Source organism: Rhizobium sp. BK181 (genome assembly GCF_014193305.1).
In the GTDB taxonomy this organism is placed as follows: Bacteria; Pseudomonadota; Alphaproteobacteria; order Rhizobiales; family Rhizobiaceae; genus Rhizobium.
In genome coordinates, this window is record NZ_JACHZA010000006.1 from 25,852 (window position 1) to 45,161 (window position 19,310).

A 19,310-nucleotide genomic window follows, 5' to 3' on the forward strand; every position below is an offset into this window, starting at 1 on the left:
GGAGCCTTCACAAACTCAGACCCATCGTGAACACCGACGGTCATGAGCGTCTACATGCAGACCACGATTCTGTTTCCCTCAGCCTCGAGAGGGTTGACCTGGACATCAGGGGCACAGCATCCCTTCGACGCATCGACCTTAGCGTCATGGATACCGAAACCCTGGAATCTCTTGTGGCGATTTTTCGGGGTGAATTTCTCGAAGGCCTCTCCCTGCCGCACTGCCCGAGCTTTGAAGCTTGGCGGCAATATCATCGAGACAAGGCGCTCCGGTTGCACGCGGCCGTTCTGCGCACCCTCATCGGACGGCTCAGGGATAACCCCGAGCGCGTGCACGTTCATTCCATGGCTTTGAAGCGTCTCGCCACAGAGATTGTCGACGTCGATTTGCCCGACCAGCGGTCGGAGCCTCGGGATGCACGACCAATTGCGTTGTCGTTTAGCAGGAGATCGCAGGAGATTCGCTTCTGCAAGACGGCCGACCAGACGACGATCGCTTACGCGGTGTGCGGGCATGGCTCACCGATCGTGCGAGCCGCTCATTGGATGTCACATCTCCAGTATGAGTGGGAAAGTCCGGTGTGGATGCATTGGATTGACGCTCTTTCGGAAGAAACGATGCTTATCCGCTATGACGAACGTGGAACTGGGCTATCGGACTGGGTTGCCGAGGATATCTCGTTCACGGCGATGATCGCTGACCTGGAGGCCGTTGTCGACGCGGCGGGTCTCGAACGTTTTACACTTCTGGGGGTGTCGCAAAGCTGCGCCGTCTCCGTTGCCTATGTCCTGCGACACCCCGAACGAGTGACGGGCCTCATTCTCTACGGAGGTTTTGTCAAAGGCTGGCGGCAGCGAGGCGACAGCCATGAAATCGCTACCCATGAGGCAATGACCGCACTTATCCGGGAAGGATGGGGCCAGAACAACCCGGTTTTTCGCCATCTGTTCACAACCATGTTCATTCCGCGGGCGAACCAGGTTCAGATGGACTGGTTTGATGAACTGCAACGCATTTCGGTCTCGCCTTGCAATGCCGGCCGCCTTCATGAAGCATTCGGCGAAATTGACGTCTCGGACCTCCTCTCACAGATAAAAGTTCCGACGCTCGTTCTGCACGCACGAAATGACGCTGTCGTTCCCTTTGGGTCCGGAAGGGAGTTCGCAACCGGCATTCCTCGCGCACGGTTTGTCGACCTCGACAGCGCCAACCATATTCTCCTTCCCCACGAACTCGCCTTTGAGCAGTTTGTCCGCGAACTCAGACAGTTCGTCTGCGAAACAGCATAGTGCCTTTGCCAATGTCTTCCCGAAGCATTGAGAGCGGACCTGTGGTGCGGTTTCAACGACCAGGCCGACAGTTTCAACGGTTTCTTCAACGCCCTTTCTCACGCGCACGCCTCACCCTGATTCGACATTCATGGGGAGGTAGGACAATGAAAATTCACAATGTCACCGGCGGTGGAGGCGTACGTCTGCAGGTTCGCGAGTGGGGAAACCAAGATGCGCCATCCATCTTTTTCATCCATGGGTGGTCGCAAAACCATCTGTGTTGGAAAAAACAATATGAAAGCGTGCTTGCCAACGATTGTCGCCTCGTCGCTCTGGACCTGCGCGGCCACGGCATGTCGGACGCCCCGCTGGGAGACGGAAATTATACCGACCCTCAGCTTTGGGCCGACGATGTCGCCGCTGTCATCAAGCAAGTTGATCTGGGATGTCCGATCCTTGTCGGCTGGTCCTACGCCGGCTTCATCATCTGCGACTATCTCCGCCTTCATGGCACCGCTCATGTTGCGGGCATCAACTTTGTGGGCGCAGCAGTCACGCTGAACAAATCAGCCTTCGGCACTTTGATCGGTCCCGGTTTCCTGGACCATGTCATCGGCGCGACTGACGACGATCTTCCGACCAACATAGAAGCAATTCGCAATTTTGTTCGCGGGTGCACTTATTCGCAGCTGCCAGCCGAGGTATTTGAGATGGCAATTTCCTGGAATATGGTCGTCCCCGCGAAGGTCCGCGCTGCCCTTCTGTCCCGTCAGATCGATTCTGACGACGTGCTGGCCAGGATCGATGTGCCGGTCCTTGTGACCCAAGGTGAACAGGACACGGTGATCCTCCCGGCGATGGGGCGGCACCTTCTGAGCATGTGCCCTGCAGCCATTGCATCGTGGTATCCGATGACGGGCCACGCGCCCTTTATGGAAAACCCGGCCAGATTCAACAGCGAGCTTTCTCATTTCGCGCGTGACGCTCAATCCCCTTCGGCCGCAGCAGCAAGAGGCGGGATCAGCCTCGGGCGATAACACGACCATACCCGCCATCGCAGCAGCCCTCAACGAGGATTTCCCGCGGGTCTCGACTTTGAAGGTTTGCGCGAACGTCAGGGAACCGTCTTCGTCAGCCTTAGTGCTCACGAATAGCACGCCGCAGCCGATCGGAAAGTGGCTCCCATAGATAGTCGAGGAAAGTCCGTTTGGACGTCGTGATGAAAGCTTCGACCGGCATCCCCGGAACAACTTGTGTACCAGTTAGTCGATCGAGTTCACCGGGGGGCAAATGAACACGGACGGGGTAGTACGAGATCCGCGTTGGCGTGTCCTCGACCAGATCTGCCCCGATCATTTCCACCTTTCCCTCGAGATCCGGTGTAGTGGAACGATTAAGGCCGCTGATCCTGACATATGTCTTGTCGCCAACATGGATCGAATCGACTTCCTGAGGCGAGATTCTCAGTTCGACGTTTAGCTCGGCCATTTCGGGCACGATCATCATGAGCACTTCGCCAGCACCAACAACGCCGCCGACGGTGTGGACGGAAAGCTCGTGCACGACGCCGGCCAAAGGCGACCGGACGCTAACGCGCGTCAAGGCATCCTTCGCTTCAATTTGCTTTTCGCTGAGCTCATTGATCTTGCTCTCGGTCTCCGCAAGGTCCTTGCCCGCCTCGGCAACAGCAATCTGGTCCAGATTCAGCATCTGGAGTTTTGTTTCGGCAATCTTCGCCCGGATCTCTGCGGTGGACGCTTGAAGTTGGCCGATCTCACCATCGAGTTGCGCCATGTTCCTCTCAAGGATCTTTACCTGGCTAACCAGAACAAGTTGCCTGTCTAGGAGACTGCGAAGGCTGCGAAGTTCCGTATCGAGCAATTGATGTTCGTGCCGTTTCGCACTCTCCTGGAGGGCAAGACCATCGATCTGATTCATCAGCTGCGTCACCCGCTCGGTTAGCTGCTGCTTCTGACCCTGCCGTGCCTTCAGGCGCGCATCGAGAAGTTCCTGCTCTCGATTGAAGAGGATACGCGCCGACATGGGGTCAGAATATTTGACGAAATAGCTCGGAAGCTCGAAATTGAGTGCGCCGTCGCGTTCGGCTCCGAGTCTGGCTGCGCTCATCTGAAGCTCCGCGAGCTGATGCTCGACGATTTGGAGTTCGGACCGCGCATTGGTATCATCCAGACGGAGAAGTGCCTGTCCTCCCGCTACTCGCTGTCCCTCGTGGACAAGAATCTGTGAAACCACTCCACCCGCCTTGTGTTGGATTTTCTTGATGTTGCCTTCGACCTCGAAATGTCCTGACGCAACAACCGCGCTGGAGAGCGGTGCAATGGCTGCCCAAATACCAAAGGTGGACGCGAAGGCGGCAATCAACATTGTGCCTGCCCGCCTGTAGCGGCGAAGCGAATGAGAATGGTCAGAATACCAGGAGGTCGAGCTATACATGGGTGGAGTTCCCACTGGCTTTCAGGGGGATCGCCGCATCGGAAGGCCTCGAAAGGACCGCCATCACATCATCCTTCGGTCCGAAGAGCTTGATGCTTTTTTCGTGAACAAACGCGACTTTGTCGACGGATGCCAGCCCGAGCGGTCGATGAGTAATCACGATCGCGATTCCGCCGCGGCTGCGCACGTCGCTGATCGCATTGCTTAGCGCCGCGTCGCCGGAGGCGTCAAGATTCGAGTTCGGCTCATCGAGAACGACAAGGAACGGATCGCCATAAAGCGCGCGGGCCAAACCAATCCTTTGACGCTGACCACCGGACAGAAACATGCCGCCGTCGCCGATCCTCGTTTCATAACCGTCCGGCATGCCGACAATGAGCTCATGGGCACCCGCAGCCATCGCCGCCTTGATGATCCTTTCCGAGTTGCCATCAGCCTGGAAACGGGAAATCGCTTCCGCGATCGTGCTGTCAACAAGGGCGAGATCCTGGGGCAGATAGCCGACATGGCGACCAAGGCTGTCGCGGTTCCATTGGTTAAGGAGTGCACCGTCAAGCTTCACATTGCCCTTCATTGGCGACCAGACGCCGACAAGGGTGCGTGCAAGCGACGACTTGCCGGAGCCGCTTGGGCCGATAATACCGAGGCCATCGCCTGCCCACAGCTCAAACGAAGCGTTCAGCAAGACCGGATCTGCGGCACCAGGCGCGGCAACGGCAAGCCCATCCACGGTCAGCTTCAGGCGAGGTGGCCTCAACTCAACCTGCTCACCTTCGACTGCAATCGACAGCGAGTTCTTGAGCCTTGTATAGGCTGCCCTCGCCGAAACGAACCCCTTCCAATGGGCTATTGCCGTTTCGATCGGTGCCAGCGCACGAGAGGTCATTATCGATGCGGCGATCATGGCGCCGCCGGATACCTCCTGGTGGACAGCCAGATAGGCTCCCAGTGCCAATATTGACGATTGAAGGATCGTGCGGAATATCTTCGCAAATGCACCCAGACTGGCCTGGACGTCACTTGCCTGCAAACTTGTATCGCGGAAATCGCGGCTCAGCTTTCTCCACCTGCTGGCCATCGCTTCATGCATGCCCATTGCATCGACTGCCTCCGAGTGACGTCGCGCCGATTCCGCAAAGAGATGTTTCCGATTTCCCTGTAACGTGGCTTCATGCGTGGGGGCGCGAACTTGCACATCCGTTGCAACCGCGAGGAAGACAATGACGCTCCCGCCACCGACGGCGAGCCAACCGAGCCACGGATGCAATAGAAAACAGCCGATCACGAAAAGCGGCATGAAAGGAAGGTCGAAAAGTGCGGTCGGGCCCGGACTGCCAAGAAACGCGCGAACCTGATCGACATCACGAAGAGGCTGCATTGCTTCGTCCGGCTTTGCGCCCTTCAACGGCAAGAGGCTGGTGGCACGAAAGGCCAAGCTTGAAAGATCTTCATCGAATTGCGCGCCAATCCGGCTCAGCATTCGCAGTCGAAACGAGTCCAGCAATCCCTGAAGCAAAAATGCCACAAGCGCAATTGCAGACAGAACCAGCAGCGTCTCGACGCTGCGGCTCACCAAGACCCGATCATAGACCTGAAGCATGTAGAAGGAGCCGGTCAGCGTCAAAACGCTGATCACAGCAGAAAAGAGCCCGACTGCTCTTAGATCTGACAGGCGGCGCTTGAGCGCAATACTCGCAGGTAGCGTGCTGGATAGTCTAGGGTCGAATAGGGCATGATTTGCATTTGCAGCGCGCAGCGGCTGATGCATGTGAAGCTCCATCTCTCGCTCGGCGAAGCGCACGTTTGTCTCAGTGGGGCCGGCCAATTCCGGAGGGGGTCCAAGGGCTGGCCGGCCCCCTGCCTCAGACGACCAAGAAGTCGGCTGCCTGGAGCGTGAGGTTTGCTTCGAGGGTGGCAAAATGCACCGTTCCTCCGTTGGCGGTGCCGTCGCTGTCGTATGTCAGCCAACCGTTCGTGGTGTTGTAAATAATTCTGTCGGAACTATCGTGGGCGGTACCCGTGGCCGAACTCCAGAAGGCTGCTGCGAGCAGATTTCCGTTGTTTCCAACCTGGCTGAATATGCCGTTTGCGTTATCCAGGACGATGCGATCGTGGTCCGCCGAATTGGCGGCGGTGCTGACAAAATTAGTGATCGTATCGACGCCCGCGCTGTTCAGGTTGGTGTTGAAGACAAACTGGTCTGCACCCGCATCGCCCGCGAGGACATCGTTGCCGGAACCGCCGACAAGAGTGTCGTTGCCATTTCCGCCGTTCAGCGTATCGCCGCCGCCCCCGCCCGTAAGCGTATCGTTTCCGTCACCGCCATTCAGCGTATCGCCGGCGTTGCCCCCGGTAATGGCGTTGTTGAGGGCGTTGCCGTTACCGGTAAACGATACATTGCCGGTGTAAACGAGATTCTCGACGTTGTCGGACAGGGTGAACGTGGGCAACGACGTGCGCACCGTATCTGTCCCCTGGTTTGCATTTTCATGGATCGTGTCACCTGCGTTGTCGACAATGTAAGTATCATTGCCAGCTCCACCGGTCAGTGAATCGGCACCTGCTCCACCGTCCAGCGTGTTATTTCCGGAGTTGCCGACGAGACTGTTCGCACCGCCGTTGCCGGTACCGTTGATATTGCTGCCGCCGGCCAGGGTCAGGTTTTCGAGGTTGTTTCCGAGCGTATAGCTCGTCGAACTAAGCACAAGGTCCGTTCCGCCGTTCGCCTGCTCGACGATGGTGTCAGTGCCCCCGAAAAATCCTCCATTGCTTGCGATCACGTAGGTGTCATCACCGATGCCGCCAGTCAGTGTATCGCTGCCTGCTCCGCCATCGAGATAGTCGTTGCCATCGCCACCGTTAAGAGCGTCGTTGCCATCGCCGCCAAACAAACGATCGTCACCGGCTAGCCCGTTCAACACATCGTTCCCGCCAAGACCGAAGATGGCATCTCCGATCAGCAGACTGCCGGTGCCGCTCAGCGCGCTAGCCCCGGTGTTACTGGACGTGGTGCCAACGACGAGGTTCCATGTATTTGACTGCACCGACTCCGGATTTCCGAGTGCGTCCACGAAGGATGCCACGAGCCGGATCAGCTTTCCAGATGTCTGGCTCTGACTGAGAACATGCTGGCTGGATTGCTGCCCGCTAGCGGTGCCGCTCTGCACCGTAGTCCAGGCGACACCGTCAGCGCTTGTTTGCCAGTTGTAGCCGCTATTTGGAATAGTGACGCTGCCTTGCGGATTTGCCAGAGTGATGTTGTCTGCGTCAAAAAGCGCACTCGTTGGTGTAAGGCGGGCCAGGCTCCCTTGGTCTCCGGCGTTGAACGACAGCGTTCCCGTGGGAATGTGGTTCGCCAATTGATCGACGGTGATTGTCCGATCTGCAAATTGCACAATGTCGATCCCGACCAGAAGGTCCGTGCCATCCGGCGATCCGGGCCTGTTATCCTGTATCTTGTAAGCCAGAACAGTACCCTGGTTTGCCGACGTAAAGGTAACTGTAGTTACCGTGTAATCGGCTCTGTTGCCTGAAAAGATCACGGTATCCGATCCTGCGGCGGCGGGGTCGGAGCCGAGCACCATGTTCTTGAACTTCTCGGTCTTCAGCAAGTCCGTGTAGTGCGTGGCAAACATCTGAGTCCCAAGCGCAACGTTCCCGAGGAGACCGGCGGTGAGGACGTTTCCAACGGAATGCACGGCATTGCCAAGCGCGTCCAGACTGGTCGAATAGCCGCTGTAGGCGCCGATAAGAGTATCGAGACGGATGCTGTCGCCAATGATGACATCGTTGCCGCCGCTGCCGATGTTGCCTGTCGCGTCAGCAACAGTCGTATTGAAACGATCGGCACCTCCACCACCGATCAACCAGTTATCTCCGGCATCCCCGATCAGTCTGTCGTTGAACCTCGATCCCACGATGCCTTCGATTTGACTGAGCAACTGGTTGAAGGGATTGAATGCGGTTCCTCCGTTGGCTGCGGTCAGACCCTGGTTGCGCAGGTCTGCCGGGACATCGAGCACGATGCTCACATCGCTGTAGGATGCCATGTCAAAGCCGTCGCCGCCAAGGGCCTCATCGGCATCGCCAACCTGCGCGGCCTGTCCAATGCCACCCATGATAATGTCGTCGCCACCTTCGCCAAGCAACATGTCGGCGCCCGAGCCGCCCGAAAGGATGTCATCCCCAAGGCCGCCGCGTAGTTCGTCGGGGCCGTCACCACCATACATCTCGTCATTGCCGCCATCTCCGAATGCGAGGTCGGTGTCACCGCCGGCGTCGATGTAGTCGTCGCCGCTGCCGCCGTAGATCTCGTCGATGCCGGCTTCGCCATAGAGCTTGTCGTTGCCGCCGCCACCGATGACGACATCGAGCGCACCGGCACTGGTGCCGGCGTAAACAATATCGTCGCCAGTGCCTCCATCGAGGAAGTCCTCGATGTCGCCGCCATAGATTACGTCCTGACCATCGCCGCCGTAGAGATGGTCTGCGCCGGCTTTTCCGTCCAACACATCATCCCCCCGGTCGCCATAGACCGTATCGTCGCCATTGCCTGCGTCGATCCAGTCGTCATTGTCGGTGCCGGCAATCACTTCGTGAGAATTGTATCCCGAGGCTGGTGTACCATCGGGGTTTTCGCCCATGTCCGGACGGAAATCGCGGATGAAAGTACGTGTGGTGCCGAGGTCGGAATTGGATTTGGTGATAAGACCACCATTGCCGACGATGCCGTTACCGAAGCCCGAGTATATACCGTAGCCCAGATTGGCTGCGCCGCCGACAACATCGATCCCGTTTGGCGTCGCCGCGTAACTTGACAACAACGCGCCATAGGCGTGGGCGTTTTGGTGGTCCTGCGTAATCAGCTGGTGGTTCGCATCATATTTCAGGTCGCCCATGTTAGCGGCGACCGAATTGCCATTGATGTCAAGGATGAGCTCGCCTCTGACAGCCCGCAGTGCCGTGCCAGGCACGATCGTACGGGCGAGTTCGATATTGCTGTCTGCGTATCCCATGACGTCGCCGTTCAGGTGAATTGCGCCAGTCGTGCGTTCGATAATGTCCTTGAATTGTTCGGTGACGATGGCGTGCCCGAGATCGGTATCAATGTTCAAGGCTGTCTGGAGGCGGTAGATGTAGTAGAAGCGATCGCCATCCATCAGCCTTTCCATCTGATCTTCGAAAATCGCATTGAACGTCGTCCCGAGCTGGCCGGTAAAGACGTGCAGTTCAGCCAGACCGCCAATCCAGAGGTCTATGCTGTTGAAGCCGTCAGCCCCGATCGGCGGTTGGTCACCCGGGTTGACCCCGGTATTGTTGAGAAACGCTATCGCATAGTTGACGGAAAAGCCCTGTGCTTCAGCCGAACCTTCGGCGATCGTGCCGTTCTCCAGGCCGACGATTGCTTCGGCCTTTGCCAGATCTCCGTCAAACGCGTAAGCCGCGATGAAATTCACCAGCGACTGCGGGTGCTGCATCTGCGACCCAAATTCAGCCCAGCTTGTGTACGGGTTTAGCGCATCGACAATGAGATTGGTATGGTGCGGCGTCGCCGGATCAGCTGCGCGTTCCGCGACCAATGCGTCGTGAAGCTGCCGGCGCACCTCGTTAAGGGTTGGGATTCCGAGGTCCCGGCCGCGGGCGATGTTGATTGCAGCAAGGTCGAGCGGTTGTCCGAGCAATGACTGCTGCATCGCAGGCGTCAGAAACTCGTCCACCTCGTTCGATAGCTGCTGCGACATGCCCCGGACGATGTCGGTTGCGCCAACGGCAGCGAACTGCCCAGGGTTCAGGAAGGCGCCCGACAGGGCAAACTTGCTGACCAGACCATTGGGATCGATGGCGTCGATCGTCTCGCGCAGTTGCGAGTGGCCGAACCGGAAGGCTGCCTGCGCGTATTCAAGGGAGATATCGGCCTTGATATCGTTGTCGTAAGTCACGAACTCGGGCAGGTCCGGGGTAACGAGGCGTGCATATTGGTCGATTGCCACATGCTGATATTCCATTTCGTTGATCAGTTTCGTGGCTTCGAACATCTTGTCCGGATCCCATGAGATGGGACCGCCGGGTGAAACAAGATAGTTGCCATTTGCGTCTGTGTAAGGACCATTCGGTCCATTGACGGCGATCTGGAAATTGTGGCGCGAGGCTGCATCCGTCTGGCCGAGGATTGCGTGCTCCAGGTTGACGAGCTGGACATTGTGGTTCTCGTGGAAGACATGATGCAGGGCCGTGAGGCCGAAATTCTCGTTGGCCCGACCGTCGCCTGCGATGTAGTGGTTTCCGACCGACTGCATCAACGCTTCGCTGACTGCCGCATACTGCGCGGCGGTGACAGCTACGCCACCCACTGAATTGCGGATCGAAAAGTTCGAAAAGTCGATGAAGGACATGAGATTGGCGGCAGTTATGCCGCCGGCAACGATCGTCGCATTGCCGTAGTTGATGGCCGCGAGGTTCGGGTTCATGTCCAGTAGCAAGGCCTGGCCCGTGAAGACGTAGCCTCCCAGGGTGGCGCCATTCGTATCGATCACATGGCCGCTGGTATCGCGAGCGCGGTAGTTATTGATATCATCCCATGTCAGATCATCGCGGCCGGTTGCTAGCAAATGAGCACGCAGCTCAGCAAGCGTAGGTACGGTCCTCGTTGTCGTCCCAACCCCCAGTCCATCGGGACTGGCATCGTTGAAGACATTACTGTTGTATGCCTGCGTCTGATGACCGTCGAAAAGCTCCGCGCCCGGGCGGTATTGCCCACTGTTGGGGTCCAACACCCATGCCCGCAGCAACAGTGTGATTTGCGTATCCGATCCATAGCTCTGGCTTTGGTCGATATATGGTGATGTGTGATTGGTGTAGGTCGGCAGGGCAGGCTTGGCAACCGGCCCAAAAACATCGGCATCCTGTCCCGTCCCTCCCAGAACGCCATCGGCACCCAGTGATTGGACGTCATCAGCGGTCCCCCAGATGTTGTCGGCGCCCGCTATAGACACCTGGCGGCCGTGTATATCCCGCAACGTGTAGTCATCCGGCGTCGCGCGCGAGATGGTAATTGTCGTGTTGCCGGGGTCCGTAGGATTGTTTGTCCCCGGTGCCCTGTAAAGGGGGTCGCCCGGATCCAGCGGGATAATGATCTTTGCGCCCTGCCCGCCCTTGTCGATGAAATCAAGGCCATGATCGAAAAATTGTCCGAACAGGGTGAATATGCCGCTCGTCGACGGGTCACCCGGCAGGGTATTGAGGTTGCGCACGATGTTCTCGGTATGAACTGAACCGTCCGCATAGGTGGAGGTGATGACGTCGGTCACGGTGCCTGGCGCATTTGCCTCGACCCTTTCAAGGGCGCCACCCTCATTGGACGAGCTGATCGTCTGCGCGATCATGCGCGGTGTATAGTCGACCACGCTCTTGTTTGGATCGGCGTATGCTGCCGGCGTTGCCAGCGTCGTAGCCGCATTTGGATCGCTGATTGTTGGATGTGTTGTGAGATAGCCATCATGTGTCGCATCTCCGGCCAGCGCCCGATTGGTCAATACCTGGTGCACATAATGGCTGTAGTCTGCCACCGTAAGGCGCGGGAAGGGGTTGTCGGTGGCGCCCCACGTCCAGCGGGTCAGATCCACAAGGTTGTTGAACAACCCGCTTGGGATACGGAAGCCGCTCGCTTCGCGCGCACCATCGTAAATTGACAGGCCGGTGACCGGATCGACGATGCCCAGCGGGTCAAAAGTTCCAAACAATCCCAGCTCGTGGACGACGCCAGCAGAGTCGTGATACCCATAAATCGGTCGGCCTTGTGCATCGAATCTGACAATAAAAATCGCATCGCGCATCTGGTCGAGCAGATAGTTGATATCGCCTAATGTTATTTCAAACGGTTTAACGGAGGGCATGTTCATCTCCCCTTGCTGGCGCGATCGCGCAAATGATTTTGCGTGCACCCGACAAATTCCATTAGGAGGAGTGTGATCCATATTCAGTTCGAATATTAGCTCAGAAAGACCCATGCGATGGTTGAACTGAAGTCCAACGGGCGGATAGGGCAATTAGGCCGTATTGGCTTGCGACTTTGGTCGCTAGCCTCCGGTCGCCGGAAGCACTCAGCCAGCAATTTGTCTCGACAGTTCCTGATGACTGCAACGCTGATCGTCGGGGTCTCGATGCTAATGCTCGGAAACTGGATGAGTTCGCGATACCAGGCGAGTGCCACACGAAGCGCGGCCGAGGCCGGCGCAATCTTCCTCCAAGCATTTCTCCAGCCCTACATCCAGGAGCTCGGATCAGCCGATCCCTTGGCAGAACACATCGAAGAACGCCTCGATACGCTTTTTGCCCACACGCTTTTTGCAGGTCACGATGTAAGCAACCGCTTCATTCTCCTCAAAATCTGGCGCCTGGACGGGACACTCGCCTATTCCTCGAATGATAACATCAAGGTCGGAGAGCAAGCGGAAAATGAGGTCAAAATCGCAGCCAGCGGCGGTTTGGCAACCGCGTTCGAAGATCTCGATGAATTGCTCGACGGCGTGACTGAGGACCAGAACATCAGATTGATCGAGGTTTATGCGCCCCTCTATCAGACAGGAACAAATCGCATCATCGCCGTAGGCGAATTCTATCAGAGCGCCGCAGCATTGATCGCCGAGCGCACCAGCATGCGGAACTGGACCTGGCTTCTTGTTGGACTGACCTCGATCGGAATGATCGCGGTCCTCAACCTCATCGTTTCTCGGGGAAGCAAGACAATTGATCGGCAGAGGGATGATCTCAATCGGCGCTACGCCGAAGCTGCCCATCTCGCCAAGCAAAATGATGAACTGCGCAAGGCCGCCGAGCGAGCTCGCGTGCGCGCAAGCCAAGACAACGAGAACTTCCTGGCGCGCCTCGGATCAGAGCTGCATGACGGGCCAATCCAGACACTCAGCATTCTGATGCTCTCGCTTAAATATGGACGGGATGGCGAGGAGAGCCTCGAGCCCGGTGACACCGCCAAGCCGGGAGGCAGTCCGCCAAATACCATCCAGCTTGCGAGATATCTCTATTCGGAGCTCCGCAACATTTCGAGCGGGCTCGTGTTGCCGGGTATCCAGGCAGAAGGACTGGCGCAAGTTGTCGAGGCTGCCATTTACCGCCATGAGCAATTGACGGGCACCTCCGTGGAGCGAAACATCGGGACGCTTCCAACGGAGGTACCGACCGCAGTGAAGATATGTTGCTACAGGGTCATTCAGGAAGGCTTGAACAACGCTTATCGACACGCTGCGGCAGCCGGTCAGTCGGTCGCTGTCAAGGAAGAAAATGGCCGCCTTTTAATCACCGTGAGTGATCGCGGGCCAGGCGTCACTACGCAAATGCCTGAGCCAACTGCTAACGCCAAGCTCGGACTGGTCGGCCTAAAGAACCGGCTTGCGGCGTTGTCTGGAGAGCTTTCGATCATATCGCCGGCGTCCGGTGGTACCGAACTCGTCGTCATGCTTCCTCTCGATCTGGAAAACAGAGCGCTTGGATCATCTCAGCTGTGAGCACGCAGATATCCTACCAATCCGTTTGACCCAGAGCCTCAGCTAGCCACGGCAGAAATGCCGGTCAATACAGGGCAATCAGGTTCTATAGGCCACATCTCGCGACCCCCCAAAAAAAACCCGGTAGGAGCGGCGCTAGACTAGCTCGTGAGCGAAACGTGTTGTTGCGCCGCAAGTGCCACTTCGACGCGGTTGCGGGCGTTGAGTTTCGTCATCAGGTTGGCCATGTAATGCTTGACTGTCTTTTCGCTGATCGACAGGGAAAGAGCGATCTCCTTGTTTGACCGCGCTTTCAAAAGAAGGGCAACGACCTGCTCCTCACGGTGGCTTAGTTTGGTGCCTGCCGCTCCTTCCTTGCGACGGCCCTTCAGTGCGGAAATCACCTTACCCGCCAAACTGGGAGAAATAAAAACCTCGCCTTTGATGACGGCGTCGACCGCCCCAAAAAGCTCGTTTGAAATGCTCTCCTTAAGGATGAAGGCGCTGGCACCGCTGTCCAGGGACTTGACCGCCAGATCGACGCTATTGCACGCCGTATAGACAATGACTTGTGTTCTTCCAGTCGCTGCAATGTCGCTGATTGCCCCATAGACGTCCCCAGGCATACTTAAGTCGACGAAGATCAGATGTGGTTCATATCGAGCAGCAATGGCACGCGCCGCATCTGCATCGCTGCCTTTCGCAACAACATCGTATCGACCGTGCCGCGCGAAGACCGCGCCGATACCTTCAAGTAACATGGGATGATCATCAACGAACGCCACTCTAACAGAGTTGAGCATGACCCCTCCACTACAGTAACCGTAAATGGATCCAGCCTACACTCAAATGTCATCTCTGCATAGGCGAGACGATGGTGGTATCTAAAGTTAGGTTCGGCTGTAATATTTAACTATATCGTTGTTGTTATTGTGTGTTTTCCCGGTTTATTTACATCAATGAATATTTATCAAGTATCCATCGATAGTAATCCTGGTGCGATCTGGATAGTTGGAGGGATGCAACCATCGGGGGCATCGCTTCTGCCAGCCCGCGTTCCGTCATAGAAGAAGGTACGTTGCAGCTTTCAATCGGCGGCGATGTCCATTTGAGCATGGCCCTTAGACAGTCGTTAGCAGTTGCCACAATCGGGCATGCTCGGAGCCTGAAGCTCAGACGCTTTTACCGTCTTCATGTGAATGACTTATTTCGCGGCGTGCCATGGCAGGCCGTTATTGATTAATAGCTCATTATTTTCTTGCGGATAGACATATCTCCGGAATATCTTTCCCGATAATTACTGTAACATATTTGTGATCGAGTAGTAAAAATTTGTTATTTTGAGTTTTAAAGTGTAGTGTTTCTCAACTCTTTCTACGTTGAAGGGTTGATTACATTTGATTGGGGGCTGGTCGAATGTATATTTTGAGCAACGCATCTAGGATCAGGCAGCGAGAAGCACAACTTGCACGAGAAAATCGCGCGGAGATCGTCAGGGCTCTCAACCAGGGAGAAGTCACCCGGCGAGAGTTGCTCAAATGGGGCATCTTCACAGCAAGCGGCTATCTCGCCTGCAAGAATGGGCTAAGCCCGTTTGCAAAGAGCGCCTATGCGGCGGTTCCGACCGGCACGCCAAGGACGCCACTGTTCGGCATCCAGAAGTTTTCTCAGCCGATGCATCGGCTGAACCATCTCAAACCACTGCCGATCACACGGACGGCTGAGGGCCATGCGGCCTTTCCGCCCGGCCTTGGTGAGCGGCCGGCCAAGCGGCTTTCCTATCACACGGATTTTTCCGCCGATCCGTCCAACAGGGAATTCATCAATCCCGTTACCTATCGTGGACCGATCGAGGGACGGCCGCCAGGCGAGGTCTTCGCCCACCAGCGATGGGACGAGTTCTTCCCCAAGGTCGGCTACATCATGCGGCTTGGTCAAGTTGCGCAGGGATCGGGCGGCTATTTCCACGACAATTTCCCGCTTCAACATCCGGATAGCTGCTGGACCTATGGCGGAGGACGGAGCGGCAACTGCACTCTGCCGCCATTCCTGATCAAGGGGCGCTACGGCGAGCCGATCATCACGCGCATCTACAATGATCTGCCGACCGACCGGAAGGCAAACAACGGCTTCGGGCGCAATGAAACCCAGTTGCATTTCCATAACGCTCATAACGGTGCGGAAAGCGACGGAGCCGCGAATGTGCATCACTTCCCCGGTACGTTCTACGACTACCGCTGGAGTACGGCGCTGGCGCGGCGCGACAAGATCAATACCCAGGCCGGCGACCCGCGTGCTTCCGGTCCCGACGACAATTTCGGCCTCGTCAATGTGGCTGGTGATTTCCGCGAGCTGCAGGGAACGATGTGGGCGCACGACCACCGCTTCTTCTTCACGGCGGAAAACGTCTACAAGGGCAACCTTGGCGCCATCAATTACTACAGCGGCCCGGACCGGGGCAATGAAGAGCTGAATGACGGCGTCAATCTGCGCCTGCCAAGCGGCAAGCTTCTCGGATGGGGTAATACCGACTTCGACGTCAATCTGATCTTCTCGGACTGCGCCTGCGACGCCGGCGGTCAGCTCTACTTCGACATCTTCGACACCGACGGCATGCTGGGCGACGTCCCGCTCGTCAACTTCGGGTTCGCACCCTTCTTCGAGGTGCTGCCACGCAAGTACAGATTCCGCGTCCTGAACGCGTGCATGTCACGCTTCCTAAAGCTCGGACTGGCCGATGCCAGGGGTAATCCGGTTCCCATCACCTTCATCGCCAATGATGGCAACCTTGTTGTCAATCCAATAAGGATGCCGGGTCTGCCAGTGCAAGGCATGGGCGAGCGCTTTGACTTCGTTGTCGATTTCTCTGGCTTCAAGATCGGCGATCGCATCAGGGTCGTCAATCATGTTCGTCACGAGGACGGACGACGGCTCAAGGAAGAGCTCAGTCTGTCGAAGGCTCTAAAGGGCACGTCGGAGGATCCGGTGGTTGGGCCGATGCTGGAGTTCCGCATCGTCGGGGCTGTTGAAAGCGTCGATGTCCCGGGCGTCATTCTTCGCGCCACCGATCCCGACAAGAGCCAGGTTCCAGCAACGCTCACGGAACAAATTCCGATCGTGACGCCGGTGCGCACGCGCATGGTCGAATTCGGCAAATCGGGGACCGGAGACTCGCGTGGGCCGAATGGCTGCACGCCGGATTGTGGAGAGTATGTGAGTTTTCCCTGGACGATCCGCATCAATGGCGAGTCGTCCCACTCCATGAACGCCAACCGGATTTCGCTGCTCGTGCCGAAGGCTGGGGAGGTAGAGCACTGGACCTACAAGAATGGTGGCGGCGGCTGGGATCACCCCATCCACCTGCATTTCGAAGAGGGTGTGACGATGCTCCGTAACGGTCAAACGCCGCCACCGACCGAGAACCTGCAGCGGAAGGACGTCTGGCGGCTTGGAGAAAGCGGCAGCGTGACGTTTCAGATCCAGTTCGGCGAGTTTGGTGGGTCCTACGTGAACCATTGCCACAACACGGTGCACGAAGATTTCGCCATGCTGGCACGCATTCAGTTGCTGACTGGGGTTCCGGGATCCCCGCAGTCTGCAGTGACGCCGACGCCAAATCCGACCCCCGATGGCGTCTTCTTCACCACGCCGGAAATCCTGCCAGAAGGCGCACCAAGAGGATGGAAGAATACCCAGACACAGGTTGAAGCCCAGCTGGAGACGGCACCCAAACCGTGATGGGGCGGAGCGATCGCGCGACCAGCTAGATCGTTGGCTCTGCGCTTGCGGGAGACTGCTCTCGCCATTGCCATCGACGTCGCGATATCAACGATGCCATCGCGTGATGGACGGTCAGGCTTCCTTTCCTTTCAAGGGGTTAGCCGTACGTCTCGGTTGAAAGCCTTTCGAACAACCAAACTTGCCTTGCGGGGGTAGAGTGCCTACGGTTCTGGTATTGCCCCCGCCGCTGTTGCAGTTCAGGGGAGCGCCGCTTCGTATGGCGCATATACACCATGAATTTAGCATCGCATTCCGTCACGCTTCCCTGACCACTTGCCTCCACTTAGAATTCCGTCCGACCGAAAAGGTTGTCGCGCGATGCGCCGGATCTCGCCGGCTTCGGCCAACCAGTCCTCCGTACATCGCGCCTGAACAAGGCGTGACCCGCTTCAGCTTCTGGGCGTCGGCATGTTCGAGGTCAGCGGCTTGTCGCTGGCGCCAAACCGAGTTGCGATACCGCATAGTCAGAAAGAGCCGTCCCAACCCTCATGGAGCGAGCTGCGCTTGTTGGCGATGGAATCGCAGTATCCAAGTCTGATCAAAGAACGAAGAAAGAGTAAGTGGCGATGCTGTGTTCACAGATGATCAATGTCTGGCATGATCCTTTTCATGAAGCCATCGAACAACGGCACAGTGAACGCGGTATCACCGTGGGCAGGACTGAAAATCATGCCTTTGGCAATTAACGCGTTGCGGACTGGGGCGACAGTTGTGACTCGTCGTCCGAGGACGTCGGCAATATCGCCGGATCGGTGCGGTCCCGCGCCGAGTTCTGCCATCGCTCGCATATAGCGTTTTTCTGCGGGCGTCAGTCGATCGAACCGCACTCGGAAGAAGCTAGCATCAAGCTCCGCCAAGGCGTCGACGGTAGCTCGCTGCGTATCTGACCTCTCGATTGGCGACATATCAGCGACGTTCCAGCTATGCTTCCCCCACTCCTGGAGGAAATAAGGATAGCCGCGCGTTTGGTCGAGAATCTCGTCAACAGCCGTCGGCTCATACTCCACTCCTTCCTTTGCGGCTGGAACGATAAGTGCAGCGCGGGCAGCGGCATCGTCTAGTCTGTCCACGGGCGAGAACTCAAAGAGCCGCTCTGCATATGATTTGGCGCGCCCTGTGTGGCCAAGAAGTTGCGGCAGCCCGGCAGCTACCATCGTGACGGGCAATTGATCTTGGTTAGCATTATGCAAAGCTGTGATCAGGGAAGCCAGTTGGTCCTCCGGCACATATTGTAGTTCATCAATAAATAACACCACCGCTGTATCTCTGTCGGCAGCCGCCGCGCCAACCGCGGAGAGCAATTCCACTAGATCGTTGTCCAGATCACCGCTGTCGGCAACTCCCTCTTCAGGATCGAGCTCAAGTCCCAACTCGATGTCCTGATATTTTACTTTGAGAGCCTTTGCGAATCCCGCCAGTGCACGTAAAGCTCTCTGGGCGCTCGCCCTCGCGGCTTCTCCTCGGTTCAAACGAAGCAAGGTCGCTCGTAAAGCGGGCGCGAGTAAGCCCGGAAGAGACCGCTCCTCCGGTGCTTCAATCTTCACGCTAGCGATTCCACGTGCTTCCGCGTCGAGCCGAATGCGGTTCAGCAGCACTGTTTTGCCCACACCTCGTAGACCATAGAGAATCACGCTGCGGGCGGAACGACCTGCGCGGATGCGGTCAAGCGCTATCGCCGCTCTTTCGATCAGGTCATCTCGCCCCGCCAATTCTGGCGGGGGCGTACCTGCACCAGGTGCATAGGGATTGAGCCTGGGATCCATATTGAGTCATCTTAGCCTGGTTTATCGAATTTACATAAATTAACGTAAGATCGCTATAATGCAAGTCTGCGGTTCCTGTCGCGATGGGAGCTCATATTTTGCTCGACAGATCGCCCCCAAACGGCGCGGGCTTTATCCACGAACGATCACAGGGTCTCGCCATAAGTCAGCTGTGGCGCCGAATTCGCGTTGTCTGGGTCCTCGGACAACGGAGAACAGAGGCCCGAGCCACTTCAGGTACTCTACCTCGCATCTATTACAGGATCGTCGCCCGTGCGGGGAAGATCGTCGCATTAGTGCCACACCGGCCCACGAACAGCTTTCGTTACGGAAGGAAAGCGGTACCTGACGTATTCCTTTTTTAACATTCTCTCATAGCCTGCGCATGCCCAAATGGGCGGAAACGCTGCCAATGCCTGTCGAAGGCAATCGGGCGTTGGCGGCGTTTCATCCGGTTTAGGGGCTTCCATGAAAGCCATAACCACGCGGGGAAGCGAAAATGCGTAAGCGCTTGCCAGATGGTGGCCTGAACGCGTGTAACT

At 57.1% G+C, this 19,310-nt stretch carries 9 protein-coding genes; 4 read left to right on the top strand and 5 right to left on the bottom strand.

Going from position 1 to position 19,310, the window contains the following annotated elements:
• Positions 1 to 584 precede the first annotated feature (584 nt).
• Positions 585 to 1,289: an alpha/beta fold hydrolase gene (locus tag FHT77_RS16325; RefSeq protein ID WP_210296741.1), complete on the top strand. Its 705-nt coding sequence runs from the start codon at positions 585 to 587 to the stop codon at positions 1,287 to 1,289.
• A gap of 41 nt (positions 1,290 to 1,330) precedes the next feature.
• On the top strand, positions 1,331 to 2,308 hold the full coding sequence (locus FHT77_RS16330; RefSeq protein WP_312859753.1) for an alpha/beta hydrolase: 978 nt from the start codon (positions 1,331 to 1,333) through the stop codon (positions 2,306 to 2,308).
• Between the two features lie 100 nt (positions 2,309 to 2,408).
• On the opposite strand, the gene FHT77_RS16335 is transcribed toward FHT77_RS16330, so the two are convergent.
• The 3 genes from FHT77_RS16335 to FHT77_RS16345 all read right to left on the bottom strand — a co-directional run bounded on the left by FHT77_RS16335 (position 2,409) and on the right by FHT77_RS16345 (position 11,617).
• Positions 2,409 to 3,725 carry an HlyD family type I secretion periplasmic adaptor subunit gene (locus tag FHT77_RS16335; protein WP_183755999.1) on the bottom strand — a complete coding sequence of 439 codons (1,317 nt, stop codon included), beginning with the start codon at positions 3,723 to 3,725 and terminating at the stop codon, positions 2,409 to 2,411.
• On the bottom strand, positions 3,718 to 5,493 hold the full coding sequence (locus tag FHT77_RS16340) for a type I secretion system permease/ATPase (RefSeq protein ID WP_183756000.1): 1,776 nt from the start codon (positions 5,491 to 5,493) through the stop codon (positions 3,718 to 3,720). Before FHT77_RS16340 ends, FHT77_RS16335 begins: the two co-directional genes overlap by 8 nt.
• 94 nt (positions 5,494 to 5,587) lie before the next feature.
• Positions 5,588 to 11,617, bottom strand: a complete 6,030-nt coding sequence (locus tag FHT77_RS16345; protein WP_183756001.1) for a peroxidase family protein — start codon at positions 11,615 to 11,617, stop codon at positions 5,588 to 5,590.
• Between the two features lie 237 nt (positions 11,618 to 11,854).
• Between FHT77_RS16345 and FHT77_RS16350 the strand changes: the two genes are divergently transcribed.
• Positions 11,855 to 13,246, top strand: a complete 1,392-nt coding sequence (locus FHT77_RS16350) for a sensor histidine kinase (RefSeq protein ID WP_183756002.1) — start codon at positions 11,855 to 11,857, stop codon at positions 13,244 to 13,246.
• Between the two features lie 140 nt (positions 13,247 to 13,386).
• On the opposite strand, the gene FHT77_RS16355 is transcribed toward FHT77_RS16350, so the two are convergent.
• Entirely contained in the window at positions 13,387 to 14,028 is a 642-nt protein-coding gene (locus FHT77_RS16355) for a response regulator transcription factor (RefSeq protein WP_183756003.1), read from the bottom strand.
• A gap of 613 nt (positions 14,029 to 14,641) precedes the next feature.
• Here FHT77_RS16355 and FHT77_RS16360 point away from each other — a divergent pair.
• The gene (locus FHT77_RS16360; RefSeq protein WP_183756004.1) at positions 14,642 to 16,963 is read left to right on the top strand and encodes a multicopper oxidase family protein; all 2,322 of its coding nucleotides are present in this window, start codon (positions 14,642 to 14,644) and stop codon (positions 16,961 to 16,963) included.
• 617 nt (positions 16,964 to 17,580) lie between these two features.
• Here FHT77_RS16360 and FHT77_RS16365 read toward each other — a convergent pair.
• Positions 17,581 to 18,768, bottom strand: a complete 1,188-nt coding sequence (locus tag FHT77_RS16365; RefSeq protein WP_183756005.1) for an ATP-binding protein — start codon at positions 18,766 to 18,768, stop codon at positions 17,581 to 17,583.
• Positions 18,769 to 19,310: the final 542 nt, after the last annotated feature.

Bases quoted from the DNA above. Each gene is read 5' to 3' on its own strand.
- FHT77_RS16325 (WP_210296741.1), top strand. From the start codon at position 585: ATGCATTGGATTGACGCTCTTTCGGAAGAAACGATGCTTATCCGCTAT.
- FHT77_RS16335 (WP_183755999.1), bottom strand. From the start codon at position 3,725: ATGTATAGCTCGACCTCCTGGTATTCTGACCATTCTCATTCGCTTCGC.
- FHT77_RS16340 (WP_183756000.1), bottom strand. From the start codon at position 5,493: ATGCATCAGCCGCTGCGCGCTGCAAATGCAAATCATGCCCTATTCGAC.
- FHT77_RS16345 (WP_183756001.1), bottom strand. From the start codon at position 11,617: ATGCCCTCCGTTAAACCGTTTGAAATAACATTAGGCGATATCAACTAT.
- FHT77_RS16350 (WP_183756002.1), top strand. From the start codon at position 11,855: ATGACTGCAACGCTGATCGTCGGGGTCTCGATGCTAATGCTCGGAAAC.
- FHT77_RS16355 (WP_183756003.1), bottom strand. From the start codon at position 14,028: ATGCTCAACTCTGTTAGAGTGGCGTTCGTTGATGATCATCCCATGTTA.
- FHT77_RS16360 (WP_183756004.1), top strand. From the start codon at position 14,642: ATGTATATTTTGAGCAACGCATCTAGGATCAGGCAGCGAGAAGCACAA.
- FHT77_RS16365 (WP_183756005.1), bottom strand. From the start codon at position 18,768: ATGGATCCCAGGCTCAATCCCTATGCACCTGGTGCAGGTACGCCCCCG.